A 21,790-nucleotide genomic window follows, 5' to 3' on the forward strand; every position below is an offset into this window, starting at 1 on the left:
GGACCGGCCGGCCGAGGGGCGGGGCAGCGGCGCCGGCCCTACCCCTCGGCCACCACCACCGCGGACGCGACCCCCGCGTCATGGCTCAGCGACACATGGAACCCGCGCACACCCAGCTCCGCCGCCCGCGCGGCCACCGTCCCCGTCACCCGGAGCCGGGGCTGCCCGCTCTCCTCGACCCACACCTCGGCGTCGGTCCAGCGCAGACCGGCCGGCGCGCCGAGCGCCTTGGCGACGGCCTCCTTCGCGGCGAACCGCGCGGCGAGCGAGGCGATCCCGCGACGCTCCCCACTGGGCAGCAGCAGCTCGTCGTCCAGGAAAAGGCGATCGGCCATGCTCGGCGTACGCTCCAGCGACGCCGCGAACCGCTCGATCTCGGCCACGTCGATACCGACCCCGATGATGCTCATGCAGCAGACCTTACGGTCGCCGGGCCCGGCATCGGGCCTCAGGCCGTCCGGCCCCTGGCGATCCGGTCCCGCGCGTCCCGCACGAGCTCCAGGTACTCGATCTCCTCGCAGCGCGGCTTGCTGCCGAAGCGGTAGAAGTCGAGGCAGTCGTCCAGATCCTCGCCGATGTCCTCGTCGGGCAGCTCGAGCGCGAGTTCGCTGCGGACGTGACTCTCCCAGTCATCCATGACGTAGGCACTCGCCGACCTGCGGCGGACGAAATTCGGCACACGAAGCGCGGCCATTACCGGTCCCCTCCCGCCCCGCGAGCAGAGTTCCGTCCCACGGGTGCACGGAATGTATCGCCACCCCCACGTGAGGTCCACGCCTGTGGCGAAGCTGTGACGAACGGGGTTCCCACATCCCCCGGCGTGACACACCCCACCTGCCGCAGCGGGCCACACTGCCGTAACAATGGACTGTGATCTCTCCGGTCTCCGAGTCCAAACCACAAGCGACCTCCCGGAGCGCCCACCGGCAGAAGCCGGAGGTGACTCCCTACGTCGACCTCACCCGCACCGAATGGAGCGCACTGCGCGACAAGACGCCACTGCCGCTGACCGCGGACGAGCTGGAGCGGTTGCGCGGCCTCGGTGACGTCATCGACCTGGACGAAGTACGCGACATCTATCTGCCGCTCTCCCGTCTGCTGAATCTGTACGTGGGCGCGACCGACGGCCTGCGCGGGGCGCTCAACACGTTCCTCGGCGAGACGAACAAGAAGGCCGCCCAGTCCGGCACGCCCTTCGTCATAGGAGTCGCCGGCTCCGTGGCGGTCGGCAAGTCGACCGTCGCCCGCCTCCTCCAGGCCCTGCTCTCCCGCTGGCCCGAGCACCCGCGCGTCGAGCGGGTCACAACCGACGGCTTCCTGCTCCCCACCAAGGAACTGGAGGCCCGCGGCCTGATGTCGCGCAAGGGCTTCCCCGAGTCGTACGACCGCCGCGCCCTGACCCGCTTCGTCGCCGACATCAAGGCGGGCAAGGACGAGGTGACCGCCCCGGTCTACTCCCACCTCATCTACGACATCGTCCCCGGCGAGAAGCTCACGGTCCGCCGCCCCGACATCCTCATCGTCGAGGGTCTGAACGTGCTTCAGCCCGCGCTGCCCGGCAAGGACGGCCGCACCCGCGTCGGCCTCGCCGACTTCTTCGACTTCAGCGTGTACGTCGACGCGCGCGCCGAGGACATCGAGGCCTGGTACCTCAACCGCTTCCGCAAGCTGCGCGCGACGGCCTTCCAGGACCCGTCCTCGTACTTCAGGAAGTACACCCAGGTCTCCGAGGAGGAGGCCCTCGACTACGCGCGCACCACCTGGCGCACCATCAACAAGGTCAACCTCCTGGAGAACGTGGCCCCCACGCGCGGGCGCGCGGGACTCGTCATCCGCAAGGGGCCCGACCACAAGGTGCAGCGCCTGCGTCTACGCAAGCTGTAGCTGTTAGAAAGTCCCCATGCTGCATCTGCGCCTGATCACGCCGTCCGGCACCACGGACGACGTGGTGCGTCTCATCGAGAAGACGACCGGCACCACGCACCTGGTGGTGCTTCCGGACTGCGCCCGCAACCCGTCGGGCGATGTCGTCATGTGCGACGTCGCCCGCGAGGCCGGTGACGAACTCATCGGCGGGCTGCGGAAGTTGGGCATCGACCGGTCGGGCTCGATCTCCGTGGAGAACATCGACCTGTCGCTGTCCCTGCGCGCCGACAAGGCCGAGGAGGAGGCGCCGGGCGAGGGCGCGGACGCGGTCCTGTGGGAGCAGCTGACGGACGCCACGCACGAGGAGTCCACGCTCACGATCACGTACGTGGCGTTCCTGGTCCTCGCGACGATGATCGCGGCGTGCGGCGTCGTGCTCGACAACGCGATCCTGATCGTGGGCGCCATGGCGGTCGGCCCCGAGTTCGGCCCGCTCGCCGGGTTCTGCACGGCGATCGTGCGCAAGGCGCCGCGCCTGGCGTGGCGTTCCCTGGTCGCCCTGCTCGTCGGCTTTGCGGTGGCGATGGTGGTGACGGTGGGCTTCAGCTACTTCATGGACGCCATGCACCTGTTCAGCGAGGACAAGCTGGAGGCGAGCCGGCCCAACACCGGGTTCGTGTGGGAGCCCGACGCGTTCTCGTTCGTGGTGGCCGTCCTCGCGGGCGCGGCCGGCACGCTCTCGCTCACCTCGGCGAAGTCCGGTGCCCTGGTGGGCGTCGCCATCTCGGTGACCACGGTCCCGGCGGCGGCCAACGCCGCGGTGGCTCTGAGCTACGGCGACACGAAGCAGATGTTGGGCTCGACCCAGCAACTCCTGCTGAACCTGCTGGGGATCGTCCTCGCCGGTACGTTCACGCTCCTCACCCAGAAGTACCTCTGGGCCAGGCAGCGCGAACGCACCGCCAGAAAGCTCGCGAAGAGCTAGGACCTAGCCCAGCGCCGACTTCACGACGTCGGCCAGGCGCTCGGCGACGGACCGGGCCTGCGCGATGTCCGCGGCCTCGACCATCACCCGCACCAGCGGCTCCGTACCCGACGAGCGCAGCAACACCCGCCCGGTCGCGCCCAGTTCACGCTCCGCGTCCGCCACCGCCGACTGAAGTTCCTCGGACGTGGTGACGCGGGACTTGTCCACGTCCGGCACGTTGATGAGCACCTGCGGCAGCCGCTCCATGACGCCCGCCAGGTCCTTCAGCGTCCGCCCGGTCTGCGCGACGCGCGCCGCGAGCAGCAGGCCCGTCAGCGTGCCGTCACCGGTCGTGGCGTGATCGAGAACGATGACGTGCCCGGACTGCTCGCCGCCGAGCGCGTACCCGTGCTCCTTCATGTTCTCCAGGACGTACCGGTCGCCGACGCCGGTCTGCACGAGGTTGATGCCCTCGCGCTCCATCGCCAGCTTCAGGCCTAGGTTCGACATGACGGTCGCGACGAGGGTCTCGTCGCGCAGCACGCCGCGCTCCTTCATGTCGAGCGCGAGCACCGCCATGATCTGGTCGCCGTCGACCTCGGATCCGGTGTGGTCCACGGCCAGGCAGCGGTCGGCGTCCCCGTCGTGCGCGATGCCGAGGTCGGCCCCGTGCTCGACGACGGCGGCCTTCAGCAGGTCCAGGTGGGTCGAACCGCAGCCGTCGTTGATGTTCAGACCGTCGGGCTCGGCGCCGATCGTGACGACCTCGGCACCGACGCGGGTGAAGGCCTCCGGGGAGACCCGCGAGGCCGCGCCGTGCGCCTCGTCGAGGACGATCTTCAGGCCTTCCAGCCGGTTCGGCAGCACGCCCACGAGGTGGGCGATGTACTGGTCGAGCCCCTCGTCGTACGACTTCACGCGTCCGACGCCCGCGCCCGTCGGACGGGCCCACGGGGCACCGGTGCCGTGCTCCTCGTAGATCGCCTCGATGCGGTCCTCCAGGGCGTCGTCCAGCTTGTGGCCGCCGCGGGCGAGGAACTTGATGCCGTTGTCCGGCATGGCGTTGTGGCTCGCGGAGAGCATCACGCCGAGGTCGGCGCCCAGCGCGCCCGTGAGGTACGCCACCGCGGGCGTCGGCAGCACGCCCACGCGCAGCACGTCCACTCCGGCGCTGGCCAGGCCCGCGACGACCGCGGCCTCCAGGAACTCGCCCGAGGCGCGCGGATCACGGCCGACCACGGCCACCGGGCGATGGCCCTCAAAACTGCCTGCCTCGCCCAGAACATGTGCCGCCGCGACCGACAGGCCGAGCGCGAGCTCCGCCGTCAGATCCGCGTTGGCCACGCCGCGCACGCCGTCCGTGCCGAAGAGTCGTCCCACCTTGATGTCCTCCGAACCAACACATCGTCATAAGCCGAACGCCCCGGCGGCACGATACGTGCCGCCGGGGCGAACGGAAAAACAAGCAGGCAGCGGAATTTAGCGCTTGCTGTACTGCGGGGCCTTGCGGGCCTTCTTGAGACCGGCCTTCTTGCGCTCGACCGCACGGTCGTCGCGGCGGAGGTAGCCGGCCTTCTTGAGGGCGCCGCGGTTGTTGTCCACGTCGGCCTCGTTCAGCGCGCGGGCCACGCCGAGGCGCAGGGCGCCGGCCTGACCGGAGACGCCGCCACCCGAGATGCGGGCGATGACGTCGTAGCGGCCGTCGAGCTCGAGCACCTTGAAGGGCTCGTTGACTTCCTGCTGGTGGACCTTGTTCGGGAAGTAGTCCTCGAGCGTGCGCCCGTTGACCTTCCACTTGCCGGTGCCGGGCACGATGCGAACGCGCGCGATGGCGTTCTTACGACGGCCCAGGCCGGCGGCCGGCTGCGGGTCACCGAAGCGCGCCGGGTTGGACTCCGAGGTGTACTCGCCCTCGACGGGGGCGTCGGACTCGGTGGTGTAGCTCTCGACGTCGGCGATCTCTTCGACCGGCGTCTCGGCAGTGGTCTCGGCCACGATTCTCCTCAGATTCTTTTCTGTCTTAGGGGGTGTGGCCGGAACTACTGCGCGACCTGGGTGATCTCGAACGGCACCGGCTGCTGAGCAGCGTGCGGGTGCGTGTCGCCCGAGTAGACCTTCAGCTTCGAGAGCATCTGACGGCCGAGCGTGTTCTTGGGAAGCATGCCCTTGATGGCCTTCTCGACGGCCTTCTCCGGGTTCTTCTCCAGAAGCTCGTCGTAGCGGACGGAGCGCAGACCACCCGGGTAGCCGGAGTGGCGGTACGCCATCTTCTGGGTCTTCTTGTTGCCGGACAGGTGCACCTTGTCCGCATTGACGATGACGACGAAGTCGCCCATGTCCATGTGGGGGGCATAGGTCGGCTTGTGCTTGCCACGGAGGAGGGTCGCGGCAGTGGTGGCCAGACGGCCCAGGACGATGTCCTGCGCGTCAATGACGTGCCACTGGCGAGTCACATCGCCGGGCTTGGGGCTGTACGTACGCACTTCGCAGCCTTCTTCTTCAGTAGATGGGTGCTGAACATGGCATCACTGAAGCGATCGTGCAGCTGGGGACGACAGTGCCGGGTTCAGCGCCCGTATGCCGTCCACTGGTAACTGCTCCAGGGAACCTACGTAAGGGCCTCTCGCCTGTTGACGACCAGGCCAATACGTATAACAACGATCGAGAATACCCGCGCTGCCCCGGATGGGTCAAAACGCGAGCCTCCGGGGCTCCGGAGGCCGTGGATTCCGCTCTGCCGTGTCCCCTCCACGCTAACGCGGCGCAACCCCTCACACCTCCACCACGGGACGAGGGAGATGCCACACGAGGCCGTACCTCTAAGATGCGCCCCATGAGTTTCGGGCAAGGGGGATCCCCGTGGGGGCCCAATGACGGCGGGTCGACCCCGGACTGGGCGTCGCTCGCGGAGGCATCAGAGGCACGCGCGCGAAAGAAGCGCTGGATGGTGATCGGCGGGGCGGTCGTGGCCACGCTCGCCGTCGGCTCGGCGGTCGCGTGGGGCATCGTCTCGACGAACAAGAGCAACGAGAACGCCAACAAACCGGCCGACCAGCTGCCGAGCACGGCGGACATCCCCAGCCAGGGCAAGTCCGGAGCCCCGTCCTTCGACGCGACGACCCCACCGCCCCCGCTCGACCCGAACGACTTCATCAACACCGCCGCGAAGGACAAGGCCCCGCTCACCGCGGACACGCTCTTCCCCGGCAAGAAGCTCACCTTCGGTGACCGCGTCTACACGAAGGGCGCCACGGCCCGCACCACCGACTGCGCCTCGGCCGCGCAGAAGGGCCTCGCCGGGGTGCTGAAGAGCAACGACTGCAACCAGCTGATCCGTGCCACGTACTACAAGGGCAACTCCGCGGTCACCATCGGTGTCGCCGTCTTCGGTACGAAGGCGCAGGCGACGAAGGCCAAGGAGCAGTACGACTTCGACGGCACGGTGACCTCGCTGCCGGGCTCCGGGGTACCCACGTTCTGCCGCACCACGGTGTGCCGCCAGACCGCCAACTCGGTGGGCCGCTACACGTACTTCACCAACGGCGGCCTCACCAACGGCCAGGACGCCACGAAGAAGGACACCATGGTGTTCTCCCTCGGCGACGACCTCCAGGAATTCACCTTCCAGCAGATCAAACGGCGCGGCGAGATCCAGGCCTCCGCGGCGGCCACGTCGGGCTGACCGCCACGCGCTCCACCGCCCCGGGCGCCGCCCTCAGCAGCATCCGGCGCCCGGGAGTGTCCGCTTGTTGCGTGCCTCCTTGTTGCGCGCGGCGAGCAACTCGTCGGCGGGGTAACCGACTTCCTCCAGCGTCAGCCCGTGCGGCCGCACCACGTGCACGGCGGAGTCCCGCACGCCCGCGGCCAGTACCTTGCCGGGCCAGTCGGCCGGCCGGTGCCCGTCGCCCACGAACAGCAGCGCCCCGATCAGGGACCGCACCATGTTGTGGCAGAAGGCGTCGGCCCGCACGGTCGCGGTGACGATCCCGTCGTCGTCGCGCACGAGGCTGAGTTCCTGCAGCGTACGGATGGTGGTCGCGCCCTCACGCCGCTTGCAGTAGGCGGCGAAGTCGTGCTCGCCGAGCAGCCGCTCCGCGGCCTCGTTCATGGCGTCGACGTCCAACGGCCAGTCGTGCCACAGCACATGGCCCCGCAGCAGCGGATCGACGCCGCCCGGATGATCCGTCACCCGGTACGCGTACCGCCGCCAGATCGCCGAGAAACGCGCGTTGAAGCCGCTCGGCGCCTCGGCCGCCGACCACACCCGCACATCCTTCGGCAGCCGCCCCGCGAGCCGCTTCAGCAGCTTCTCCCGGTGCTCGCCCCACACCTGCGACGGCAGGTCCACGTGCGCCACCTGCCCCCGCGCGTGCACCCCCGCGTCGGTCCGCCCGGCGACCGTGAGGTCATACGTCTCCGAGGACCGCGTCACCGTACGCAGCGCGTCCTCGATCTCCCCCTGCACGGTCCGCCGCCCGGAAGCCTGCTTGGCCCACCCGGAGAAGTCCCGGCCGTCATAACTCACATCGAGCCGCAGCCGCACGAACCCCTCGGCCACCTCATCACTCACAACAAACAGTCCTTAACTGGAGAAACGGAAAGCGGGCCCGCCCCAAAGGGCGGACCCGCTCACACACAAGGCGTCAGCCTCAGGCGTCCTTGGGCTCCTCAGCGGCAGCCTCGGCCGGAGCCTCGGTCTGCGCCTCGGCGGCCTCGGCGTCCTTGGCGGCACGCTTGGTGGCGGCCTCGGCCTCACCGGTGGCCTGCTGCTGGACCGTCAGGGCCTCGACCAGCTCGATGACAGCCATGGGCGCGTTGTCGCCACGGCGGTTACCGATCTTGGTGATACGGGTGTAACCACCCGGACGGTTCTCGTAGCGCGGGGCGATCTCGGTGAAGAGCGTGTGGACGACGCCCTTGTCCGAGATGACCTGGAGCACCTGACGGCGGTTGTGAAGGTCGCCCTTCTTCGCCTTGGTGACCAGACGCTCCGCGTACGGACGCAGACGACGGGCCTTGGCGTCGGTCGTCGTGATCTTGCCGTGCTCGAAGAGCGACTTCGCGAGGTTCGCGAGGAGCAGCTTCTCGTGCGCAGCGCTGCCGCCCAGACGGGCACCCTTGGCGGGCTTCGGCATGATGTTTCTCCTAGGTGTCTGCCCCGGCCGTACTAGGTACCAGGGTCAGTATTCGAGCGAGCGGGATTGCCCGTCGAAGACCCCGAGCCCCCGATAGGGGGCGCGGGGAACTGCGCAACCGCAACCACGGCTCCGCAGCAAGTGATCCGCCCGCCGAAGCGGAGCGACTCAGTACTGCTCGGTCTCCACGAAACCCGCGTCCGCGTCGTCGTCGGCGCCGAAGGCGTCGGCGGCGGCGGTCGGGTCGAATCCGGGCGGGCTGTCCTTGAGGGCCAGGCCCATGCCGGCCAGCTTCGCCTTGACCTCGTCGATCGACTTCGCACCGAAGTTGCGGATGTCGAGCAGGTCGGCCTCGGAGCGGGCGACGAGCTCACCCACGGAGTGGATGCCCTCGCGCTTGAGGCAGTTGTACGACCGAACGGTGAGCTCGAGCTCCTCGATCGGCAGCGCCAGATCGGCGGCCAGGGCGGCATCCGTCGGAGACGGACCCATGTCGATGCCCTCGGCGTCGATGTTCAGCTCGCGGGCGAGACCGAACAGCTCGACCAGCGTCTTACCGGCGGAGGCCATGGCGTCACGGGGACGCATCGCCTGCTTGGTCTCGACGTCGACGATCAGCTTGTCGAAGTCGGTGCGCTGCTCGACACGCGTGGCCTCGACCTTGTACGTGACCTTGAGAACCGGCGAGTAGATCGAGTCGACCGGGATGCGCCCGATCTCCTGACCGACCTGCTTGTTCTGCACGGCGGAGACGTAGCCGCGACCGCGCTCGACGGTCAGCTCCATCTCCAGCTTGCCCTTGCCGTTGAGCGTGGCGAGGACGAGGTCGGGGTTGTGCACCTCGACACCGGCCGGGGGCGCGATGTCGGCGGCGGTGACCAGACCCGGGCCCTGCTTGCGCAGGTACATCACGACCGGCTCGTCGTGCTCCGAGGAGACGACCAGCTGCTTGATGTTCAGGATGAGGTCGGTGACGTCCTCCTTGACGCCCGGCACGGTGGTGAACTCGTGCAGGACACCGTCGATACGGATGCTGGTGACAGCAGCGCCGGGGATCGACGAGAGGAGCGTGCGGCGGAGGGAGTTGCCGAGGGTGTAGCCGAAGCCCGGCTCCAGCGGCTCGATCACGAACCGGGAGCGGAATTCGTCGACGACCTCTTCGGTCAACGAGGGACGCTGAGCAATCAGCATGAAGTGAATCCTTCAGTCAGGGGCACCCACTATTTGATGCCCTGAGACCACCAGGCGGAGCCTGATGTCGTACCTGTCAAGAGTACGGGCGGTACGGCCCAGTACAAAGGCCGTACCGCCCGAAAAACTCAGACCAAACGGCCTGCGTCGCTGACCGGAATCAGACGCGGCGACGCTTGGGGGGACGGCAGCCGTTGTGCGGCGTCGGCGTGACGTCCTGGATCGAGCCGACCTCGAGGCCGGTCGCCTGGAGCGAACGGATGGCGGTCTCGCGACCGGAACCCGGGCCCTTGACGAAGACGTCGACCTTGCGCATGCCGTGCTCCTGCGCGCGGCGGGCAGCCGACTCGGCGGCCATCTGCGCGGCGAACGGCGTGGACTTGCGCGAGCCCTTGAAGCCGACGTGGCCGGCGGAGGCCCACGAGATCACGTTGCCGGTCGGGTCCGTGATGGACACGATCGTGTTGTTGAACGTGCTCTTGATGTGCGCGTGGCCGTGAGCGACGTTCTTCTTTTCCTTGCGGCGCACCTTCTTGGCAGCGCCCTGACGACCCTTGGGGGGCATGTCGTTCTCCTACAGGGAGGTGGTCGGTCCTACAGCGAAGACCGCTGATGAGCGTCCGCTGAGGACTACTTCTTGCCCGGCTTCTTCTTACCGGCGATGGCGCGACGCGGGCCCTTGCGGGTACGAGCGTTCGTGCTGGTGCGCTGGCCGTGGACCGGCAGGCCGCGACGGTGACGCAGACCCTGGTAGCAGCCGATCTCGACCTTGCGGCGGATGTCGGCCTGAATCTCGCGACGGAGGTCACCCTCGGTCTGGAAGTTCTGGTCCACGTACTCGCGGATCTTCACGAGGTCTTCCTCGGTGATGTCCCGAACGCGGACGTTGCGGTCGACACCGATCGCGTCCAGCGTCTGCTGGGCGCGCGTGCGGCCGATGCCGAACACGTAGGTGAGGGCGACCTCAATGCGCTTCTCGCGCGGGAGGTCAACACCTTCAACGCGTGCCATTCATGGCTCCTGTTGATTCTTCGGAGGTCTGTAGCAGAACCACTCCCAGCCGCCGTCCTCTTCGTTTGGAAGATTTGGTACGAACTGGGTCCTCGGCCTCCGACCGAAGGTGTCGCCACGACGTGACCGTCGCCGGCGGGCTCTGCGTATGTACTCAATGTGCTGCGTCGCGCGAACTCTGCGATCGAACTGCAGTGATGCGGGTCTGCGTCAGCCCTGGCGCTGCTTGTGGCGCGGGTTGTCGCAGATCACCATGACCCGACCGTGACGGCGGATCACCCTGCACTTGTCGCAGATCTTCTTGACGCTCGGCTTGACCTTCATGGGTGAGGTTCTCCGGGTCAGTTGCCGGCGGCCCGCCGAGGCGGGACTAGGGCAAGATCTACTTGTACCGGTAGACGATCCGGCCACGCGTGAGGTCGTACGGAGACAGCTCCACCACGACCCGGTCGTCAGGGAGGATACGGATGTAGTGCATGCGCATCTTGCCGCTGATGTGTGCCAGGACCTGGTGGCCGTTCTGGAGCTCGACCTTGAACATGGCGTTCGGCAGAGACTCGACGACAGTGCCCTCGATCTCGATGGCACCTTGCTTCTTGGCCACGCTTCGCCCTTCGAATCGACTACCTTGATCGACTTCCGTGCCCGCATGGAGACATGCGCATACACGAGAGCCGACGAGTCAGTCTACGTCAGTACCCCCGGATGATTCTGCCCCACCCGGGAGATCAATAAGCCCCCGACCCGCCCGTCCTGACGGGATCAGCCCAGCGGATCCGGCGCAGCCGTAACGCCCAGCTCGGCCAGCTTCGCCTTGCCCCCGTCGGGAGCGGTCAGCACCAGCGGCCCGTCCTCCGTGAGCGCGACCGAGTGCTCCCAGTGAGAGGACCAGGTGCCGTCGGTCGTGATGACGGTCCAGTCGTCCGAGAGCGTCTCCGTCCTCGGTGTACCGAGGGAGACCATCGGCTCGATGGCGAGGCAGAAGCCGGGGACCAGCTTCGGGCCCTTGCCGCGACGGCGCTCGACGTAGTTCAGCAGGTGCGGGTCCATGTGCATCTCGGTGCCGATGCCGTGGCCGCCGTAGTCCTCGACGATGCCGTACTTGCCGCCACCGGGCTTCGGCTGCCGGCGGATGTACGACTCGATGGCGCGGGAGATGTCGACCAGCCGGTTGCCCGACTTCATCGCGGCGAGGCCGGCCCACATGGACTCCTCGGTCACCCGCGAGAGCTCGATCAGCTCGGGGGCGTGGCCCGACCCGACGAACGCGGTGTACGCCGCGTCGCCGTGCCACCCGTCGACGATGGCGCCCGCGTCGATCGAGATGATGTCGCCGTCCTCGAGGACGACCTCGTCGCTCGGGATGCCGTGCACGACGACCTCGTTCTTCGAGGTGCAGATGGTCGCGGGGAACCCCCCGTACCCGAGGAAGTTGGACTTCGCCCCGTGCTCGGCGAGCACCTTGCGGGCGACCTCGTCCAGGTCCTTGGTGGTCGCGCCCGGCACGGCCGCCTCACGGGTCGCCGCGTGGATCGCCGCGACGACAAGCCCCGCCTCCCGCATCTTGCGAATCTGGTCGGGGGTCTTGATCTGCACCATGGGGGCCTGCGCTCTCCGTCATCCGGTACGAGGGTTACGTACGTCCAGTCCCGACCAACACTAAGGCCGCGATCCCCCCGACGGGGAACCGCGGCCTCAGGCACGTGCTACGGAAGCGCTCAGCGCTTCAGGGCCTCCATGGCCCGCGCCGTGACTTCCTCGACCTTGCCCAGGGCGGAGATCGTCACGACGAGCCCCTGCTCCCGGTAGTAGTCGATGATCGGCTCGGTCTGCGTGTGGTAGACCTCGAGCCGCTTGCGCACGGTCTCTTCCTTGTCGTCGTCACGCTGGTACAGCTCCCCGCCGCAGGTGTCGCAGACACCCTCGGTCTCGGGCTGCTTGTACTCGACGTGGAAGACATGTGCCGAGTCGTTACGGCAGATGCGGCGGCCGGCGATGCGCTTGACCACCTCGTCCTCGGGGACCTCCAGGTCCAGAACCGCGTCCAGCGTGACGTCGTCCGCCTTGAGCGCGACATCGAGCGCCTCGGCCTGCGAGACGTTGCGCGGGAAGCCGTCCAGCAGGAAGCCGTTCACGGCGTCCGGCTGCTCCATGCGGTCCTTCGCCATCCCGATGGTGACCTCGTCCGGAACCAGCTGACCGGCGTCCATGTAGGACTTGGCCTGCTTGCCCAGCTCCGTGCCCTGGCTGATGTTGGCACGGAAGAGGTCGCCCGTGGAGATGTGCGGAATCGACAGGTTCTTGGCCAGGAACGCGGCCTGCGTTCCCTTGCCAGCACCGGGCGGCCCGACGAGGACGATACGCATCAGCGGAGGAACCCTTCGTAATTGCGCTGCTGGAGCTGGCTCTCGATCTGCTTCACCGTCTCCAGGCCGACACCCACGATGATCAGGATGCTCGTGCCACCGAACGGGAAGTTCTGGTTTGCCCCGAAACCAACCAACGCCATCGTCGGCACGAGAGCGATCAGGCCCAAATACAGCGAACCCGGCCAGGTGATCCGGTTGAGCACGTACGAAAGGTACTCAGCGGTCGGTCGGCCAGCCCGGATGCCCGGGATGAAGCCACCATACTTCTTCATGTTGTCGGCGACTTCCTCGGGGTTGAACGAGATCGCCACGTAGAAGAAGGCGAAGAACACGATCAAGAGGAAGTACGTGACGATGTAAATCGGGTGATTTCCCTTGGTCAGGTGGTCGTCGATCCAGACCTTCCATTGCGAATCACCCCCGGCGAACTGGGCGACCAGAGCCGGAATGTAGAGCAGCGACGAGGCGAAGATGACCGGGATCACACCGGCCTGGTTCACCTTGAGCGGGATGTACGTGGACGTACCGCCGTAGGAACGGCGCCCGATCATGCGCTTCGCGTACTGCACGGGGATACGGCGTTGGGCCTGCTCGACGAAGACCACCAGGGCGACCATGACCAGGCCGACGAGGATGACGGTGCCGAACTCGATCCAGCCGTCGGCCAGCGAGCCCGTCTTCTTGATGGACCACAGCGCGGACGGGAAGGTGGCGGCGATCGAGATGAACATCAGGATCGACATGCCGTTGCCGATGCCCTTGTCGGTGACCAGCTCGCCGAGCCACATCATCACGCAGGTGCCGGCGGTCATCGTGATGACCATCGTGATCGTGATGAAGATCGACTGGTCCGGGACGATCTCACTGGCGACCGGGCAGCCCTGGAAGAGCGCGCCGGTACGGGCGGTGGCGACCAGGCCGGTGCCCTGAAGGATGGCGAGCGCCACGGTCAGGTAGCGCGTGTACTGCGTAATCTTCGCCGTGCCGGCCTGGCCCTCCTTTTTGAGGGCCTCCAGGCGCGGGATCACCACGGTGAGCAGCTGCAGAATGATGCTCGCGGTGATGTACGGCATGATGCCGAGCGCGAAGACCGTGATCTGCAACAGCGCGCCACCGCTGAACATGTTGACCAGACCGAACAGGCCGGAGCTGGAGTTTGCCTGGTTCATACACGTCTGGACGTTCTGGTAATCGACGCCGGGGATCGGGATATGCGCCCCGAGCCGGTAGATCACGATGATGCCCAGCGTGAAGAGCAGCTTCTTGCGCAGGTCGGGCGTCTTGAACGCCCGGGCGAACGCGGTGAGCACGGTGCCTCCTGCGACCCCCGCGCGCGTGCGTCAGAGGTGACGGTCTTGAGGATTCGACAAATACGTAAACGGTCTAACGGCCAAGAACCGGGTTTGGTGCCGGGGGCACACTGAGCCCGGAACTTAACAGCGGACGCCACCTTACCGGCGTAAGTGCCCCCCTTGGAACGACCAACCGGGGATGCCCCATATGTGGGGCATCCCCGGTAGGGACGTTCACGTCATCGAGACGCCTGATTGCCTCAGACGAGCTCGGTGACCGTACCGCCTGCGGCGGTGATCTTCTCCTTGGCGGAGCCGGAGACGGAGTCGACCGTCACCTGCAGCGCCACGGAGATCTCGCCCTGGCCCAGGACCTTGACGAGGCTGTTCTTGCGCACGGCACCCTTGGCCACCAGACCCTCGACCGTGACCTCGCCACCCTCGGGGTAGAGCGAAGCCAGCTTGTCCAGGTTCACGACCTGGAACTCGGTCTTGAACGGGTTCTTGAAGCCCTTGAGCTTCGGGAGACGCATGTGGAGGGGCATCTGGCCACCCTCGAAGCGCTCCGGAACCTGGTAACGGGCCTTGGTGCCCTTGGTACCACGACCGGCCGTCTTACCCTTCGACGCCTCACCACGACCGACACGGGTCTTGGCGGTCTTGGCGCCGGGGGCCGGACGGAGGTTGTGGATCTTGAGCGGGTTCTGCTCACCCATGATCAGTCGACCTCCTCGACCGTCACGAGGTGGCGGACGGTCTGCACCATGCCGCGGAACTCGGGACGATCCTCCTTGACGACCTGCGTGTTGATCCCCTTGAGACCAAGGGAACGCAGGGTGTCACGGTGGTTCTGCTTGCTGCCGATGTACGACTTCGTCTGCGTGATCTTGAGCTGTGCCATTACGCAGCACCAGCCCCGGCACGCGCACGCAGCAGGGCCGCGGGGGCGACGTCCTCGAGCGGCAGACCACGGCGGGCCGCGATCTCCTCGGGACGCTGCAGACCACGCAGGGCCTCCACCGTGGCGTGCACGATGTTGATCGCGTTCGACGAACCGAGCGACTTCGACAGGATGTCGTGCACGCCCGCGCACTCGAGCACGGCACGCACCGGGCCACCGGCGATAACACCGGTACCGGGGGAAGCAGGCTTGAGCAGGACGACGCCCGCGGCCTTCTCGCCCGTGATCGGGTGCGGGATGGTGCCCTGGATACGGGGGACCTTGAAGAAGTGCTTCTTGGCCTCCTCAACACCCTTGGCGATGGCGGCCGGCACCTCCTTGGCCTTGCCGTAACCGACACCCACGGTGCCGTCACCGTCGCCCACTACGACGAGCGCAGTGAAGCTGAAGCGACGACCACCCTTCACAACCTTGGCGACGCGGTTGATCGCGACAACGCGCTCAACGTACGCGGTCTTCTCGGCGGCGTTGCCACCGTCGCGACCCTTCCGGTCCCGCCGCTCGCCGCCACCGGCACCGCCACCGCGGCGCTGGGGTCCAGCCATTGGAATTACCTCTCTCTGTTTCCGCTAGCTACGGAACCAGGACTCAGAACTTGAGTCCGGCCTCGCGGGCGGCGTCCGCCAGGGCAGCGATGCGCCCGGCGTACTGGTTACCACCACGGTCGAACACGACAGCCTCGACACCGGCGGCCTTGGCGCGCTCGGCGACCAGGGCGCCGACCGACTTGGCCTGCGCGGACTTGTCGCCCTCGCCGCCGCGGATCGACGTGTCCAGGGTCGACGCCGACGCGAGGGTGTGACCCTTAACGTCGTCGATGACCTGCGCCACGATGTTCCGGTTCGAGCGCGTCACGACCAGGCGCGGACGCTCGGCCGTACCCGACATGTTCTTCCGGATACGGATGTGGCGGCGCTTGATGGCCGCACGCTTGTAAGCGTCGCCCTTAGCGATCTTCTGACCGTATGCCATGGCTTACTTACCCGCCTTTCCGACCTTGCGGCGGATGACTTCGCCTTCGTACTTGACGCCCTTGGCCTTGTACGGGTCGGGCTTGCGCAGCTTGCGGATGTTGGCCGCAACCTCGCCGACCTTCTGCTTGTCGATGCCCTCGACCGAGAACTTGGTCGCCGATTCGACCTTGAAGGAGATGCCCTCGGGCGCCTCGATCAGGATCGGGTGGCTGTAGCCGAGCGAGAACTCCAGGTTGGAGCCCTTCGCCAGGACGCGGTAACCGACACCGCTGATTTCGAGCTTCTTCACGTAACCCGTGGTCACGCCGGTGATCATGTTCGCCACCAGCGTGCGGGACAGGCCGTGGAGGGCCTTGTTCTGACGCTCGTCGTTCGGGCGGGTGACGCTGAGCACGCCGTCCTCACCCTTGGCGATCTCGATCGGCGCCGCGACGGTGTGGCTGAGGGAACCCTTGGGGCCCTTGACCGCGACCGTCTGGCCGTCGATGGTGACGTCCACGCCGGCGGGAACCGTGATGGGGAGCTTGCCAATACGCGACATAGCTGTTTCCTCCGATTCCTTCCGCTACCAGACGTAGGCGAGGACTTCCCCACCCACGCCCTTCTTGCCTGCCTGCTGGCCGGTCAGGAGACCGTGGGACGTGGAGATGATCGCCACGCCCAGGCCGCCGAGAACCTTCGGCAGGTTGGTGGACTTCGCGTAAACACGCAGACCCGGCTTGGAGATGCGCTTGATGCCGGCGATCGAACGCTCACGGTTCGGGCCGAACTTCAGCTCCAGGACGAGGTTCTTGCCGACCTCGGCGTCCTCGACCTTCCAGCCGGTGATGAAACCCTCCTGCTGGAGGATCTCCGCGATGTGCGACTTGATCTTGCTGTGCGGCATCGACACGGAGTCGTGGTATGCCGAGTTCGCGTTCCGCAGACGCGTAAGCATGTCTGCGATCGGATCAGTCATGGTCATGAATTGGCCTTCGGCCTCTCTCGCCGGGGTTTCCTGTATGCGCCATCCCTCTCCCCACACAGGGGCGGGACGGGTGCGGCGCGGGGACCTACGGCGTAGTAAGTCGGTAGGGCAGCAGAGCCCAACCCCACAAGCCTAAGCCATGTGGGGGGCGGGCTCTGCCGACCCTTTACTTACCGAGAGATCCGGGCAATCCCAACTAGGGGACTACCAGGAGCTCTTGGTCACGCCCGGCAGCTCGCCACGGTGAGCCATCTCACGAAGGCACACGCGGCAGAGGCCGAACTTGCGGTACACGGAGTGCGGACGGCCGCAGCGCTGGCAGCGCGTGTAGCCGCGGACACCGAACTTCGGCTTACGAGCAGCCTTGGCAATAAGAGCCTTCTTCGCCATCTCGCTTACGCCTCCTTGAACGGGAAGCCGAGGTGACGCAGAAGGGCACGGCCCTCGTCGTCGTTGGTCGCCGTGGTGACCACGGTGATGTCCATACCCCGGACGCGGTCGATCTTGTCCTGGTCGATCTCGTGGAACATGACCTGCTCCGTGAGACCGAAGGTGTAGTTGCCACGGCCGTCGAACTGCTTGGGGGACAGACCACGGAAGTCGCGGATGCGCGGCAGCGCGAGCGACAGGGTGCGGTCCAGGAACTCCCACATGCGGTCGCCACGGAGCGTGACGTGGGCACCGATCGGCTGACCCTCGCGCAGCTTGAACTGCGCGATGGACTTGCGGGCCTTGGTGATGGCCGGCTTCTGACCGGTGATCGTCGTCAGGTCACGGACGGCACCGTCCATGAGCTTCGAGTCACGGGCGGCGTCGCCGACACCCATGTTCACGACGACCTTGACGAGACCGGGGATCTGCATGACGTTCTCGTACGAGAACTCCTCCTGCAGCTTCGCCGTGATCTCCTCGCGGTACTTCGTCTTGAGACGCGGAGTGGTGGTGGTCGTCATCAGATGTCCTCACCCGTCCGCTTGGCAACGCGGATCTTGTTGCCCTCGTCGTCGAAGCGGTAGCCGACACGCGTGACGACCTTGGCGCCGTCCTTCTCCACGACCAGCTGGACGTTGGAGACGTGGACGGGGGCCTCGGTGGTCACAATGCCGCCGGCCTGCGAGCCGCTGGCGGTGGGGCCGGCCTTCGTGTGCTTCTTGACCCGGTTGACACCCTCGACCAGGACGCGCTCGTCGCGCGGGTAAGCGGCAATGACCTTGCCCTGCTTGCCCTTGTCCTTACCGGTGATGACCTGGACCAGGTCGCCCTTCTTGATCTTCATGCTTACAGCACCTCCGGCGCGAGCGAGATGATCTTCATGAACTTCTTCTCGCGCAGCTCACGGCCCACCGGGCCGAAGATACGGGTGCCGCGAGGGTCGCCGTCGTTCTTCAGAATGACGGCGGCGTTCTCGTCGAAGCGGATGTACGAGCCGTCCGGACGGCGGCGCTCCTTGACGGTGCGAACGATGACCGCCTTGACGACGTCACCCTTCTTCACGTTGCCACCGGGGATCGCGTCCTTGACGGTGGCGACGATGACGTCACCGATGCCCGCGTAGCGGCGACCCGAGCCACCGAGAACACGGATGGTGAGAATTTCCTTCGCACCCGTGTTGTCGGCGACGCGCAGTCGCGACTCCTGCTGGATCACGTCTATCTCCTGATTGTCTGCCGGTTCCCGGCAGGGGCTGCTCTCTTACGAGAGAGCCCCTGCCGAGCCTGGCGGAACGAACTCTGAGGGATGCCTCAGAGAATTACTTGGCCTTCTCGAGGATCTCGACGATGCGCCAGCGCTTGCTCGCCGACAGCGGACGCGTCTCCATCAGGAGGACGCGGTCGCCAACGCCGGCAGCGTTCTGCTCGTCGTGCGCCTTGAGCTTGTTCGTACGGCGGATGACCTTGCCGTACAGCGCGTGCTTGACGCGGTCCTCGACAGCGACGACGACGGTCTTGTCCATCTTGTCGCTGACAACAAGGCCCTCACGGGTCTTGCGGAAGCCGCGGGCGGCAGTCTCTTCAGTCACAGTCTTCTCGCTCATCAGGCGCTCTCCACCGTCTCGATGCCCAGCTCGCGCTCGCGCATGAGGGTGTAGATCCGCGCGATGTCCTTGCGGACGGCCTTGAGCCGGCCGTGGTTCTCGAGCTGACCCGTCGCCGCCTGGAAGCGGAGGTTGAACAGCTCTTCCTTGGCCTCGCGGAGCTTGTTGAGGAGCTCCTCGTTGCCCAGCTCGCGCAGCTCAGACGCCTTGGTTCCGGCCGACATCACGCTTCACCTGCCTCGCGCTTGACGATCTTGCACTTCATCGGCAGCTTGTGAGCCGCACGAGTCAGCGCCTCGCGCGCGGTCTTCTCGTTGGGGTACGACAGCTCGAACATGACGCGTCCGGGCTTGACGTTGGCGACCCACCACTCCGGGGAACCCTTACCGGAACCCATGCGGGTCTCGGCAGGCTTCTTGGTGAGGGGGCGGTCCGGGTAAATGTTGATCCAGACCTTGCCGCCACGCTTGATGTGACGCGTCATGGCGATACGAGCGGCCTCGATCTGACGGTTCGTCACGTACGCCGGGGTGAGGGCCTGAATGCCGTACTCACCGAACGCAACCTGCGTGCCACCCTTGGACATACCGCTGCGCTTCGGGTGGTGCTGCTTGCGGTGCTTGACCCTACGGGGGATCAGCATTTCGGTCAGGCCTCCGTTCCGGTGCTCTCAGCCGGAGCGGCAGCTGCGGCGGGAGCGTCGGCCTTGGGGGCCTCCGCAGCCGGCGCGGACTGCTGCTGCGGCTTGCGACCGCGACCGCCACGCTCGCCGCCACGGCCACCACCACGGGCCGGGCGGTCGTTACCGCCACGGGCCGGACGGTTACCGGCGCGGGCCGCGGCGTTCTCGGCGCGAACCTCGGCGATGTTCTTGACGTCGCCCTTGTAGATCCAGACCTTCACGCCGATGCGGCCGAAGGTCGTCTTGGCCTCGAAGAAGCCGTAGTCCACGTTGGCGCGGAGCGTGTGCAGGGGCACGCGGCCCTCGCGGTAGAACTCCGAACGGGACATCTCGGCACCGCCGAGACGACCGCCACACTGGATCTTGATGCCCTTGGCGCCGGCCTTCATCGTGCCCTGCATGCTCTTACGCATGGCGCGACGGAAGGAGACGCGGGAGGACAGCTGCTCGGCAACGGCCTGAGCAACCAGCTGAGCGTCCGTCTCGGGGCTCTTGACCTCGAGGATGTTCAGCTGGACCTGCTTGCCCGTGAGCTTCTCGAGGTCACCGCGGATGCGGTCGGCCTCGGCGCCACGGCGGCCGATGACGATGCCGGGACGCGCGGTGTGGATGTCCACACGCACGCGGTCACGGGTGCGCTCGATCTCAACCTTCGAGATGCCGGCGCGCTCCATGCCGGACGTCATCATCCGACGGATGGCGACGTCTTCCTTGACGTAGTCCTTGTACAGCTTGTCGGCGTACCAACGCGACTTGAAGTCGGTCGTGACACCGAGCCGGAACCCGTGCGGGTTTACCTTCTGGCCCATTACCGGGTTCCTTCCTTGCTGCTGACGACCACGGTGATGTGGCTGGTCCGCTTACGGATCCGGTAGGCCCGGCCCTGGGCGCGCGGACGGAACCGCTTCAGGGTCGGACCCTCGTCCACGTACGCCTCGCTGATGACCAGCGAAGAGGCGTCGGGGTGGTCGTAGTTGTGTGCAGCGTTGGCGATGGCGCTGTCCAGCACCTTGCCAACCGGCACGCTCGCGGCCTGCGGGGCGAAACGCAGGACCGCCTGAGCCTCCGTGGCATCCATGCCACGGATGAGGTCCACCACGCGGCGGGCCTTCATGGGCGTGACGCGGATGTACCGCGCCTGGGCCCTGGCTTCCATGGTTGTCCCTTCGGTGTTAGTCATAGTCGATTCCACCCCGCCTTAGCGGCGCTTCGACTTCCGGTCGTCCTTGACGTGACCCCGGAAGGTGCGCGTCGGCGAGAACTCGCCGAGCTTGTGGCCGACCATCGACTCGGTGACGAACACCGGGATGTGGGTCTTGCCGTTGTGCACCGCGATCGTGTGACCCAGCATGCTGGGAATGATCATCGAGCGGCGGGACCAGGTCTTGATGACGTTCTTGGAACCGGCTTCGTTCTGAGCGTCCACCTTCTTCACGAGGTGGCCGTCGACGAAGGGTCCCTTCTTGAGACTGCGCGGCATCTAAACCCGCTCCTAGCGCTTCTTGTTCGACTTGCGGCGGCGGACGATGTACTTGTTGCTCGCCTTGTTGCGATCACGAGTACGACCCTCCTTCTGACCCCACGGCGAGACCGGGTGGCGTCCACCGGAGGTCTTGCCTTCACCACCACCGTGCGGGTGGTCGACCGGGTTCATCACGACACCACGCACGGTCGGGCGGACGCCCTTCCAGCGCATGCGGCCGGCCTTGCCCCAGTTGATGTTGCTCTGCTCGGCGTTGCCGACCTCGCCGACGGTGGCGCGGCAGCGCACGTCGACCAGGCGGATCTCGCCGGAGGGCATACGAAGGTGGGCCATCGAGCCCTCCTTCGCGAGCAGCTGCACGGAGGCACCCGCGGAGCGGGCGAACTTGGCGCCACCACCGGGACGGAGCTCGATCGCGTGGATCGTGGTACCGACCGGGATGTTGCGGAGCGCCAGGTTGTTACCGGGCTTGATGTCGGCGGCGGGGCCGTTCTCCACCTTGGAGCCCTGCGCGAGACCGCGCGGCGCCAGGATGTAGCGCTTCTCGCCGTCCGCGTAGTGCAGGAGCGCGATGCGCGCAGTGCGGTTCGGGTCGTACTCGATGTGAGCGACCTTGGCCGGCACGCCGTCCTTGTCGTGACGACGGAAGTCGATCACGCGGAAGGCGCGCTTGTGTCCGCCACCCTGGTGGCGAACGGTGATCCGACCGGCGTTGTTACGGCCGCCCTTGCTGTGCAGCGGGCGGACCAGCGACTTCTCCGGCGTGGACCGCGTTACCTCGACGAAGTCGGCGACGGAGGAGCCACGGCGGCCCGGCGTCGTCGGCTTGTACTTGCGGATTCCCATTTCTCAGTCCT

Annotated in this window: 35 protein-coding genes; 3 read left to right on the top strand and 32 right to left on the bottom strand. The window is 66.8% G+C overall.

Going from position 1 to position 21,790, the window contains the following annotated elements; translation table 11 throughout:
- Window positions 1–38: 38 nt before the first annotated feature.
- Both ACP4E5_RS19765 and ACP4E5_RS19770 read right to left on the bottom strand, forming a co-directional pair.
- Window positions 39–410, bottom strand: a complete 372-nt coding sequence (locus tag ACP4E5_RS19765) for a holo-ACP synthase (RefSeq protein WP_425830537.1) — start codon at window positions 408–410, stop codon at window positions 39–41.
- Between the two features lie 38 nt (window positions 411–448).
- Entirely contained in the window at window positions 449–694 is a 246-nt protein-coding gene (locus ACP4E5_RS19770) for a hypothetical protein (protein WP_425830539.1), read from the bottom strand.
- 176 nt (window positions 695–870) lie between these two features.
- On the opposite strand from ACP4E5_RS19770, the gene coaA reads away from it, so the two are divergent.
- The gene (gene coaA / locus ACP4E5_RS19775; RefSeq protein WP_425830541.1) at window positions 871–1,884 is read left to right on the top strand and encodes a type I pantothenate kinase; all 1,014 of its coding nucleotides are present in this window, start codon (window positions 871–873) and stop codon (window positions 1,882–1,884) included.
- 16 nt (window positions 1,885–1,900) lie between these two features.
- Window positions 1,901–2,851, top strand: a complete 951-nt coding sequence (locus ACP4E5_RS19780; RefSeq protein ID WP_425830543.1) for a DUF389 domain-containing protein — start codon at window positions 1,901–1,903, stop codon at window positions 2,849–2,851.
- 3 nt (window positions 2,852–2,854) lie between these two features.
- Here ACP4E5_RS19780 and glmM read toward each other — a convergent pair whose 3' ends face one another.
- The 3 genes from glmM to rplM form a co-directional block, all read right to left on the bottom strand.
- Entirely contained in the window at window positions 2,855–4,213 is a 1,359-nt protein-coding gene (gene glmM / locus ACP4E5_RS19785; protein WP_425824707.1) for a phosphoglucosamine mutase, read from the bottom strand.
- Between the two features lie 99 nt (window positions 4,214–4,312).
- Window positions 4,313–4,828, bottom strand: coding sequence for a 30S ribosomal protein S9 (gene rpsI, locus ACP4E5_RS19790; RefSeq protein ID WP_327661994.1), 516 nt, complete (start codon window positions 4,826–4,828; stop codon window positions 4,313–4,315).
- Between the two features lie 44 nt (window positions 4,829–4,872).
- The gene (rplM, locus tag ACP4E5_RS19795; protein ID WP_425830545.1) at window positions 4,873–5,316 is read right to left on the bottom strand and encodes a 50S ribosomal protein L13; all 444 of its coding nucleotides are present in this window, start codon (window positions 5,314–5,316) and stop codon (window positions 4,873–4,875) included.
- A gap of 350 nt (window positions 5,317–5,666) precedes the next feature.
- Here rplM and ACP4E5_RS19800 point away from each other — a divergent pair, with 350 nt between their 5' ends.
- Window positions 5,667–6,515, top strand: a complete 849-nt coding sequence (locus tag ACP4E5_RS19800; protein ID WP_425830547.1) for a hypothetical protein — start codon at window positions 5,667–5,669, stop codon at window positions 6,513–6,515.
- Between the two features lie 33 nt (window positions 6,516–6,548).
- Here the strand turns inward: ACP4E5_RS19800 and truA are convergent, their stop codons facing one another.
- The 27 genes from truA to rplB all read right to left on the bottom strand — a co-directional run bounded on the left by truA (window position 6,549) and on the right by rplB (window position 21,779).
- Window positions 6,549–7,403 carry a tRNA pseudouridine(38-40) synthase TruA gene (gene truA, locus ACP4E5_RS19805; protein ID WP_425830549.1) on the bottom strand — a complete coding sequence of 285 codons (855 nt, stop codon included), beginning with the start codon at window positions 7,401–7,403 and terminating at the stop codon, window positions 6,549–6,551.
- A gap of 79 nt (window positions 7,404–7,482) precedes the next feature.
- Window positions 7,483–7,968, bottom strand: a complete 486-nt coding sequence (gene rplQ, locus ACP4E5_RS19810; protein WP_425830551.1) for a 50S ribosomal protein L17 — start codon at window positions 7,966–7,968, stop codon at window positions 7,483–7,485.
- 168 nt (window positions 7,969–8,136) lie between these two features.
- Window positions 8,137–9,159 carry a DNA-directed RNA polymerase subunit alpha gene (locus tag ACP4E5_RS19815; protein ID WP_003966937.1) on the bottom strand — a complete coding sequence of 341 codons (1,023 nt, stop codon included), beginning with the start codon at window positions 9,157–9,159 and terminating at the stop codon, window positions 8,137–8,139.
- Window positions 9,160–9,319: 160 nt separating this feature from the next.
- Window positions 9,320–9,724 carry a 30S ribosomal protein S11 gene (gene rpsK, locus ACP4E5_RS19820; RefSeq protein ID WP_003948617.1) on the bottom strand — a complete coding sequence of 135 codons (405 nt, stop codon included), beginning with the start codon at window positions 9,722–9,724 and terminating at the stop codon, window positions 9,320–9,322.
- 65 nt (window positions 9,725–9,789) lie between these two features.
- The gene (gene rpsM / locus ACP4E5_RS19825; RefSeq protein WP_425830554.1) at window positions 9,790–10,170 is read right to left on the bottom strand and encodes a 30S ribosomal protein S13; all 381 of its coding nucleotides are present in this window, start codon (window positions 10,168–10,170) and stop codon (window positions 9,790–9,792) included.
- Between the two features lie 210 nt (window positions 10,171–10,380).
- The gene (gene rpmJ, locus ACP4E5_RS19830; protein WP_003974245.1) at window positions 10,381–10,494 is read right to left on the bottom strand and encodes a 50S ribosomal protein L36; all 114 of its coding nucleotides are present in this window, start codon (window positions 10,492–10,494) and stop codon (window positions 10,381–10,383) included.
- A gap of 58 nt (window positions 10,495–10,552) precedes the next feature.
- Window positions 10,553–10,774, bottom strand: coding sequence for a translation initiation factor IF-1 (infA, locus tag ACP4E5_RS19835; RefSeq protein WP_003948620.1), 222 nt, complete (start codon window positions 10,772–10,774; stop codon window positions 10,553–10,555).
- 158 nt (window positions 10,775–10,932) lie between these two features.
- The gene (gene map / locus ACP4E5_RS19840; RefSeq protein ID WP_425830558.1) at window positions 10,933–11,769 is read right to left on the bottom strand and encodes a type I methionyl aminopeptidase; all 837 of its coding nucleotides are present in this window, start codon (window positions 11,767–11,769) and stop codon (window positions 10,933–10,935) included.
- A gap of 119 nt (window positions 11,770–11,888) precedes the next feature.
- A complete protein-coding gene (locus tag ACP4E5_RS19845; protein WP_425830560.1) occupies window positions 11,889–12,536 on the bottom strand; it encodes an adenylate kinase in 648 nt (215 codons plus the stop codon).
- Window positions 12,536–13,849 (bottom strand): preprotein translocase subunit SecY, encoded by a 1,314-nt coding sequence (secY, locus tag ACP4E5_RS19850; RefSeq protein WP_425830562.1) that lies wholly within the window; start codon window positions 13,847–13,849, stop codon window positions 12,536–12,538. Before secY ends, ACP4E5_RS19845 begins: the two co-directional genes overlap by 1 nt.
- A gap of 242 nt (window positions 13,850–14,091) precedes the next feature.
- Entirely contained in the window at window positions 14,092–14,547 is a 456-nt protein-coding gene (gene rplO / locus ACP4E5_RS19855; RefSeq protein ID WP_385755893.1) for a 50S ribosomal protein L15, read from the bottom strand.
- 2 nt (window positions 14,548–14,549) lie between these two features.
- Complete coding sequence (gene rpmD, locus ACP4E5_RS19860) at window positions 14,550–14,732, bottom strand: 50S ribosomal protein L30 (RefSeq protein WP_030567278.1); 183 nt, start codon at window positions 14,730–14,732, stop codon at window positions 14,550–14,552.
- Entirely contained in the window at window positions 14,732–15,337 is a 606-nt protein-coding gene (gene rpsE / locus ACP4E5_RS19865; RefSeq protein ID WP_266713097.1) for a 30S ribosomal protein S5, read from the bottom strand. The genes rpmD and rpsE overlap by 1 nt, the downstream gene beginning before the upstream one ends.
- Before the next feature lie 43 nt (window positions 15,338–15,380).
- A complete protein-coding gene (gene rplR / locus ACP4E5_RS19870) occupies window positions 15,381–15,764 on the bottom strand; it encodes a 50S ribosomal protein L18 (RefSeq protein ID WP_326020847.1) in 384 nt (127 codons plus the stop codon).
- 3 nt (window positions 15,765–15,767) lie between these two features.
- Complete coding sequence (gene rplF / locus ACP4E5_RS19875) at window positions 15,768–16,307, bottom strand: 50S ribosomal protein L6 (protein ID WP_425830565.1); 540 nt, start codon at window positions 16,305–16,307, stop codon at window positions 15,768–15,770.
- 24 nt (window positions 16,308–16,331) lie between these two features.
- The gene (gene rpsH / locus ACP4E5_RS19880) at window positions 16,332–16,730 is read right to left on the bottom strand and encodes a 30S ribosomal protein S8 (RefSeq protein ID WP_158989430.1); all 399 of its coding nucleotides are present in this window, start codon (window positions 16,728–16,730) and stop codon (window positions 16,332–16,334) included.
- A 207-nt stretch (window positions 16,731–16,937) separates the two neighbouring features.
- Window positions 16,938–17,123, bottom strand: coding sequence for a type Z 30S ribosomal protein S14 (locus ACP4E5_RS19885; RefSeq protein ID WP_003948630.1), 186 nt, complete (start codon window positions 17,121–17,123; stop codon window positions 16,938–16,940).
- A gap of 5 nt (window positions 17,124–17,128) precedes the next feature.
- Window positions 17,129–17,686: a 50S ribosomal protein L5 gene (gene rplE / locus ACP4E5_RS19890; protein ID WP_389270534.1), complete on the bottom strand. Its 558-nt coding sequence runs from the start codon at window positions 17,684–17,686 to the stop codon at window positions 17,129–17,131.
- A complete protein-coding gene (gene rplX / locus ACP4E5_RS19895) occupies window positions 17,686–18,009 on the bottom strand; it encodes a 50S ribosomal protein L24 (RefSeq protein WP_425830568.1) in 324 nt (107 codons plus the stop codon). Before rplX ends, rplE begins: the two co-directional genes overlap by 1 nt.
- 2 nt (window positions 18,010–18,011) lie before the next feature.
- Window positions 18,012–18,380 carry a 50S ribosomal protein L14 gene (gene rplN, locus ACP4E5_RS19900; protein WP_003974257.1) on the bottom strand — a complete coding sequence of 123 codons (369 nt, stop codon included), beginning with the start codon at window positions 18,378–18,380 and terminating at the stop codon, window positions 18,012–18,014.
- A gap of 103 nt (window positions 18,381–18,483) precedes the next feature.
- On the bottom strand, window positions 18,484–18,768 hold the full coding sequence (rpsQ, locus tag ACP4E5_RS19905) for a 30S ribosomal protein S17 (protein ID WP_266713085.1): 285 nt from the start codon (window positions 18,766–18,768) through the stop codon (window positions 18,484–18,486).
- The gene (gene rpmC, locus ACP4E5_RS19910) at window positions 18,768–18,992 is read right to left on the bottom strand and encodes a 50S ribosomal protein L29 (protein WP_010036720.1); all 225 of its coding nucleotides are present in this window, start codon (window positions 18,990–18,992) and stop codon (window positions 18,768–18,770) included. The genes rpsQ and rpmC overlap by 1 nt, the downstream gene beginning before the upstream one ends.
- Window positions 18,992–19,411 (bottom strand): 50S ribosomal protein L16, encoded by a 420-nt coding sequence (gene rplP, locus ACP4E5_RS19915; RefSeq protein WP_018528356.1) that lies wholly within the window; start codon window positions 19,409–19,411, stop codon window positions 18,992–18,994. The genes rpmC and rplP overlap by 1 nt, the downstream gene beginning before the upstream one ends.
- A gap of 5 nt (window positions 19,412–19,416) precedes the next feature.
- The gene (rpsC, locus tag ACP4E5_RS19920; protein ID WP_425830572.1) at window positions 19,417–20,259 is read right to left on the bottom strand and encodes a 30S ribosomal protein S3; all 843 of its coding nucleotides are present in this window, start codon (window positions 20,257–20,259) and stop codon (window positions 19,417–19,419) included.
- Entirely contained in the window at window positions 20,259–20,606 is a 348-nt protein-coding gene (gene rplV, locus ACP4E5_RS19925; protein ID WP_026290933.1) for a 50S ribosomal protein L22, read from the bottom strand. Before rplV ends, rpsC begins: the two co-directional genes overlap by 1 nt.
- A 42-nt stretch (window positions 20,607–20,648) precedes the next feature.
- Window positions 20,649–20,930: a 30S ribosomal protein S19 gene (gene rpsS, locus ACP4E5_RS19930; protein ID WP_018528354.1), complete on the bottom strand. Its 282-nt coding sequence runs from the start codon at window positions 20,928–20,930 to the stop codon at window positions 20,649–20,651.
- A 12-nt stretch (window positions 20,931–20,942) separates the two neighbouring features.
- Window positions 20,943–21,779 (bottom strand): 50S ribosomal protein L2, encoded by an 837-nt coding sequence (rplB, locus tag ACP4E5_RS19935; RefSeq protein WP_425830575.1) that lies wholly within the window; start codon window positions 21,777–21,779, stop codon window positions 20,943–20,945.
- Between the last annotated feature and the right edge of the window lie 11 nt (window positions 21,780–21,790).

It is taken from the genome of Streptomyces fractus (genome assembly GCF_049844455.1).
GTDB lineage: Bacteria > Actinomycetota > Actinomycetes > Streptomycetales > Streptomycetaceae > Streptomyces > Streptomyces fractus.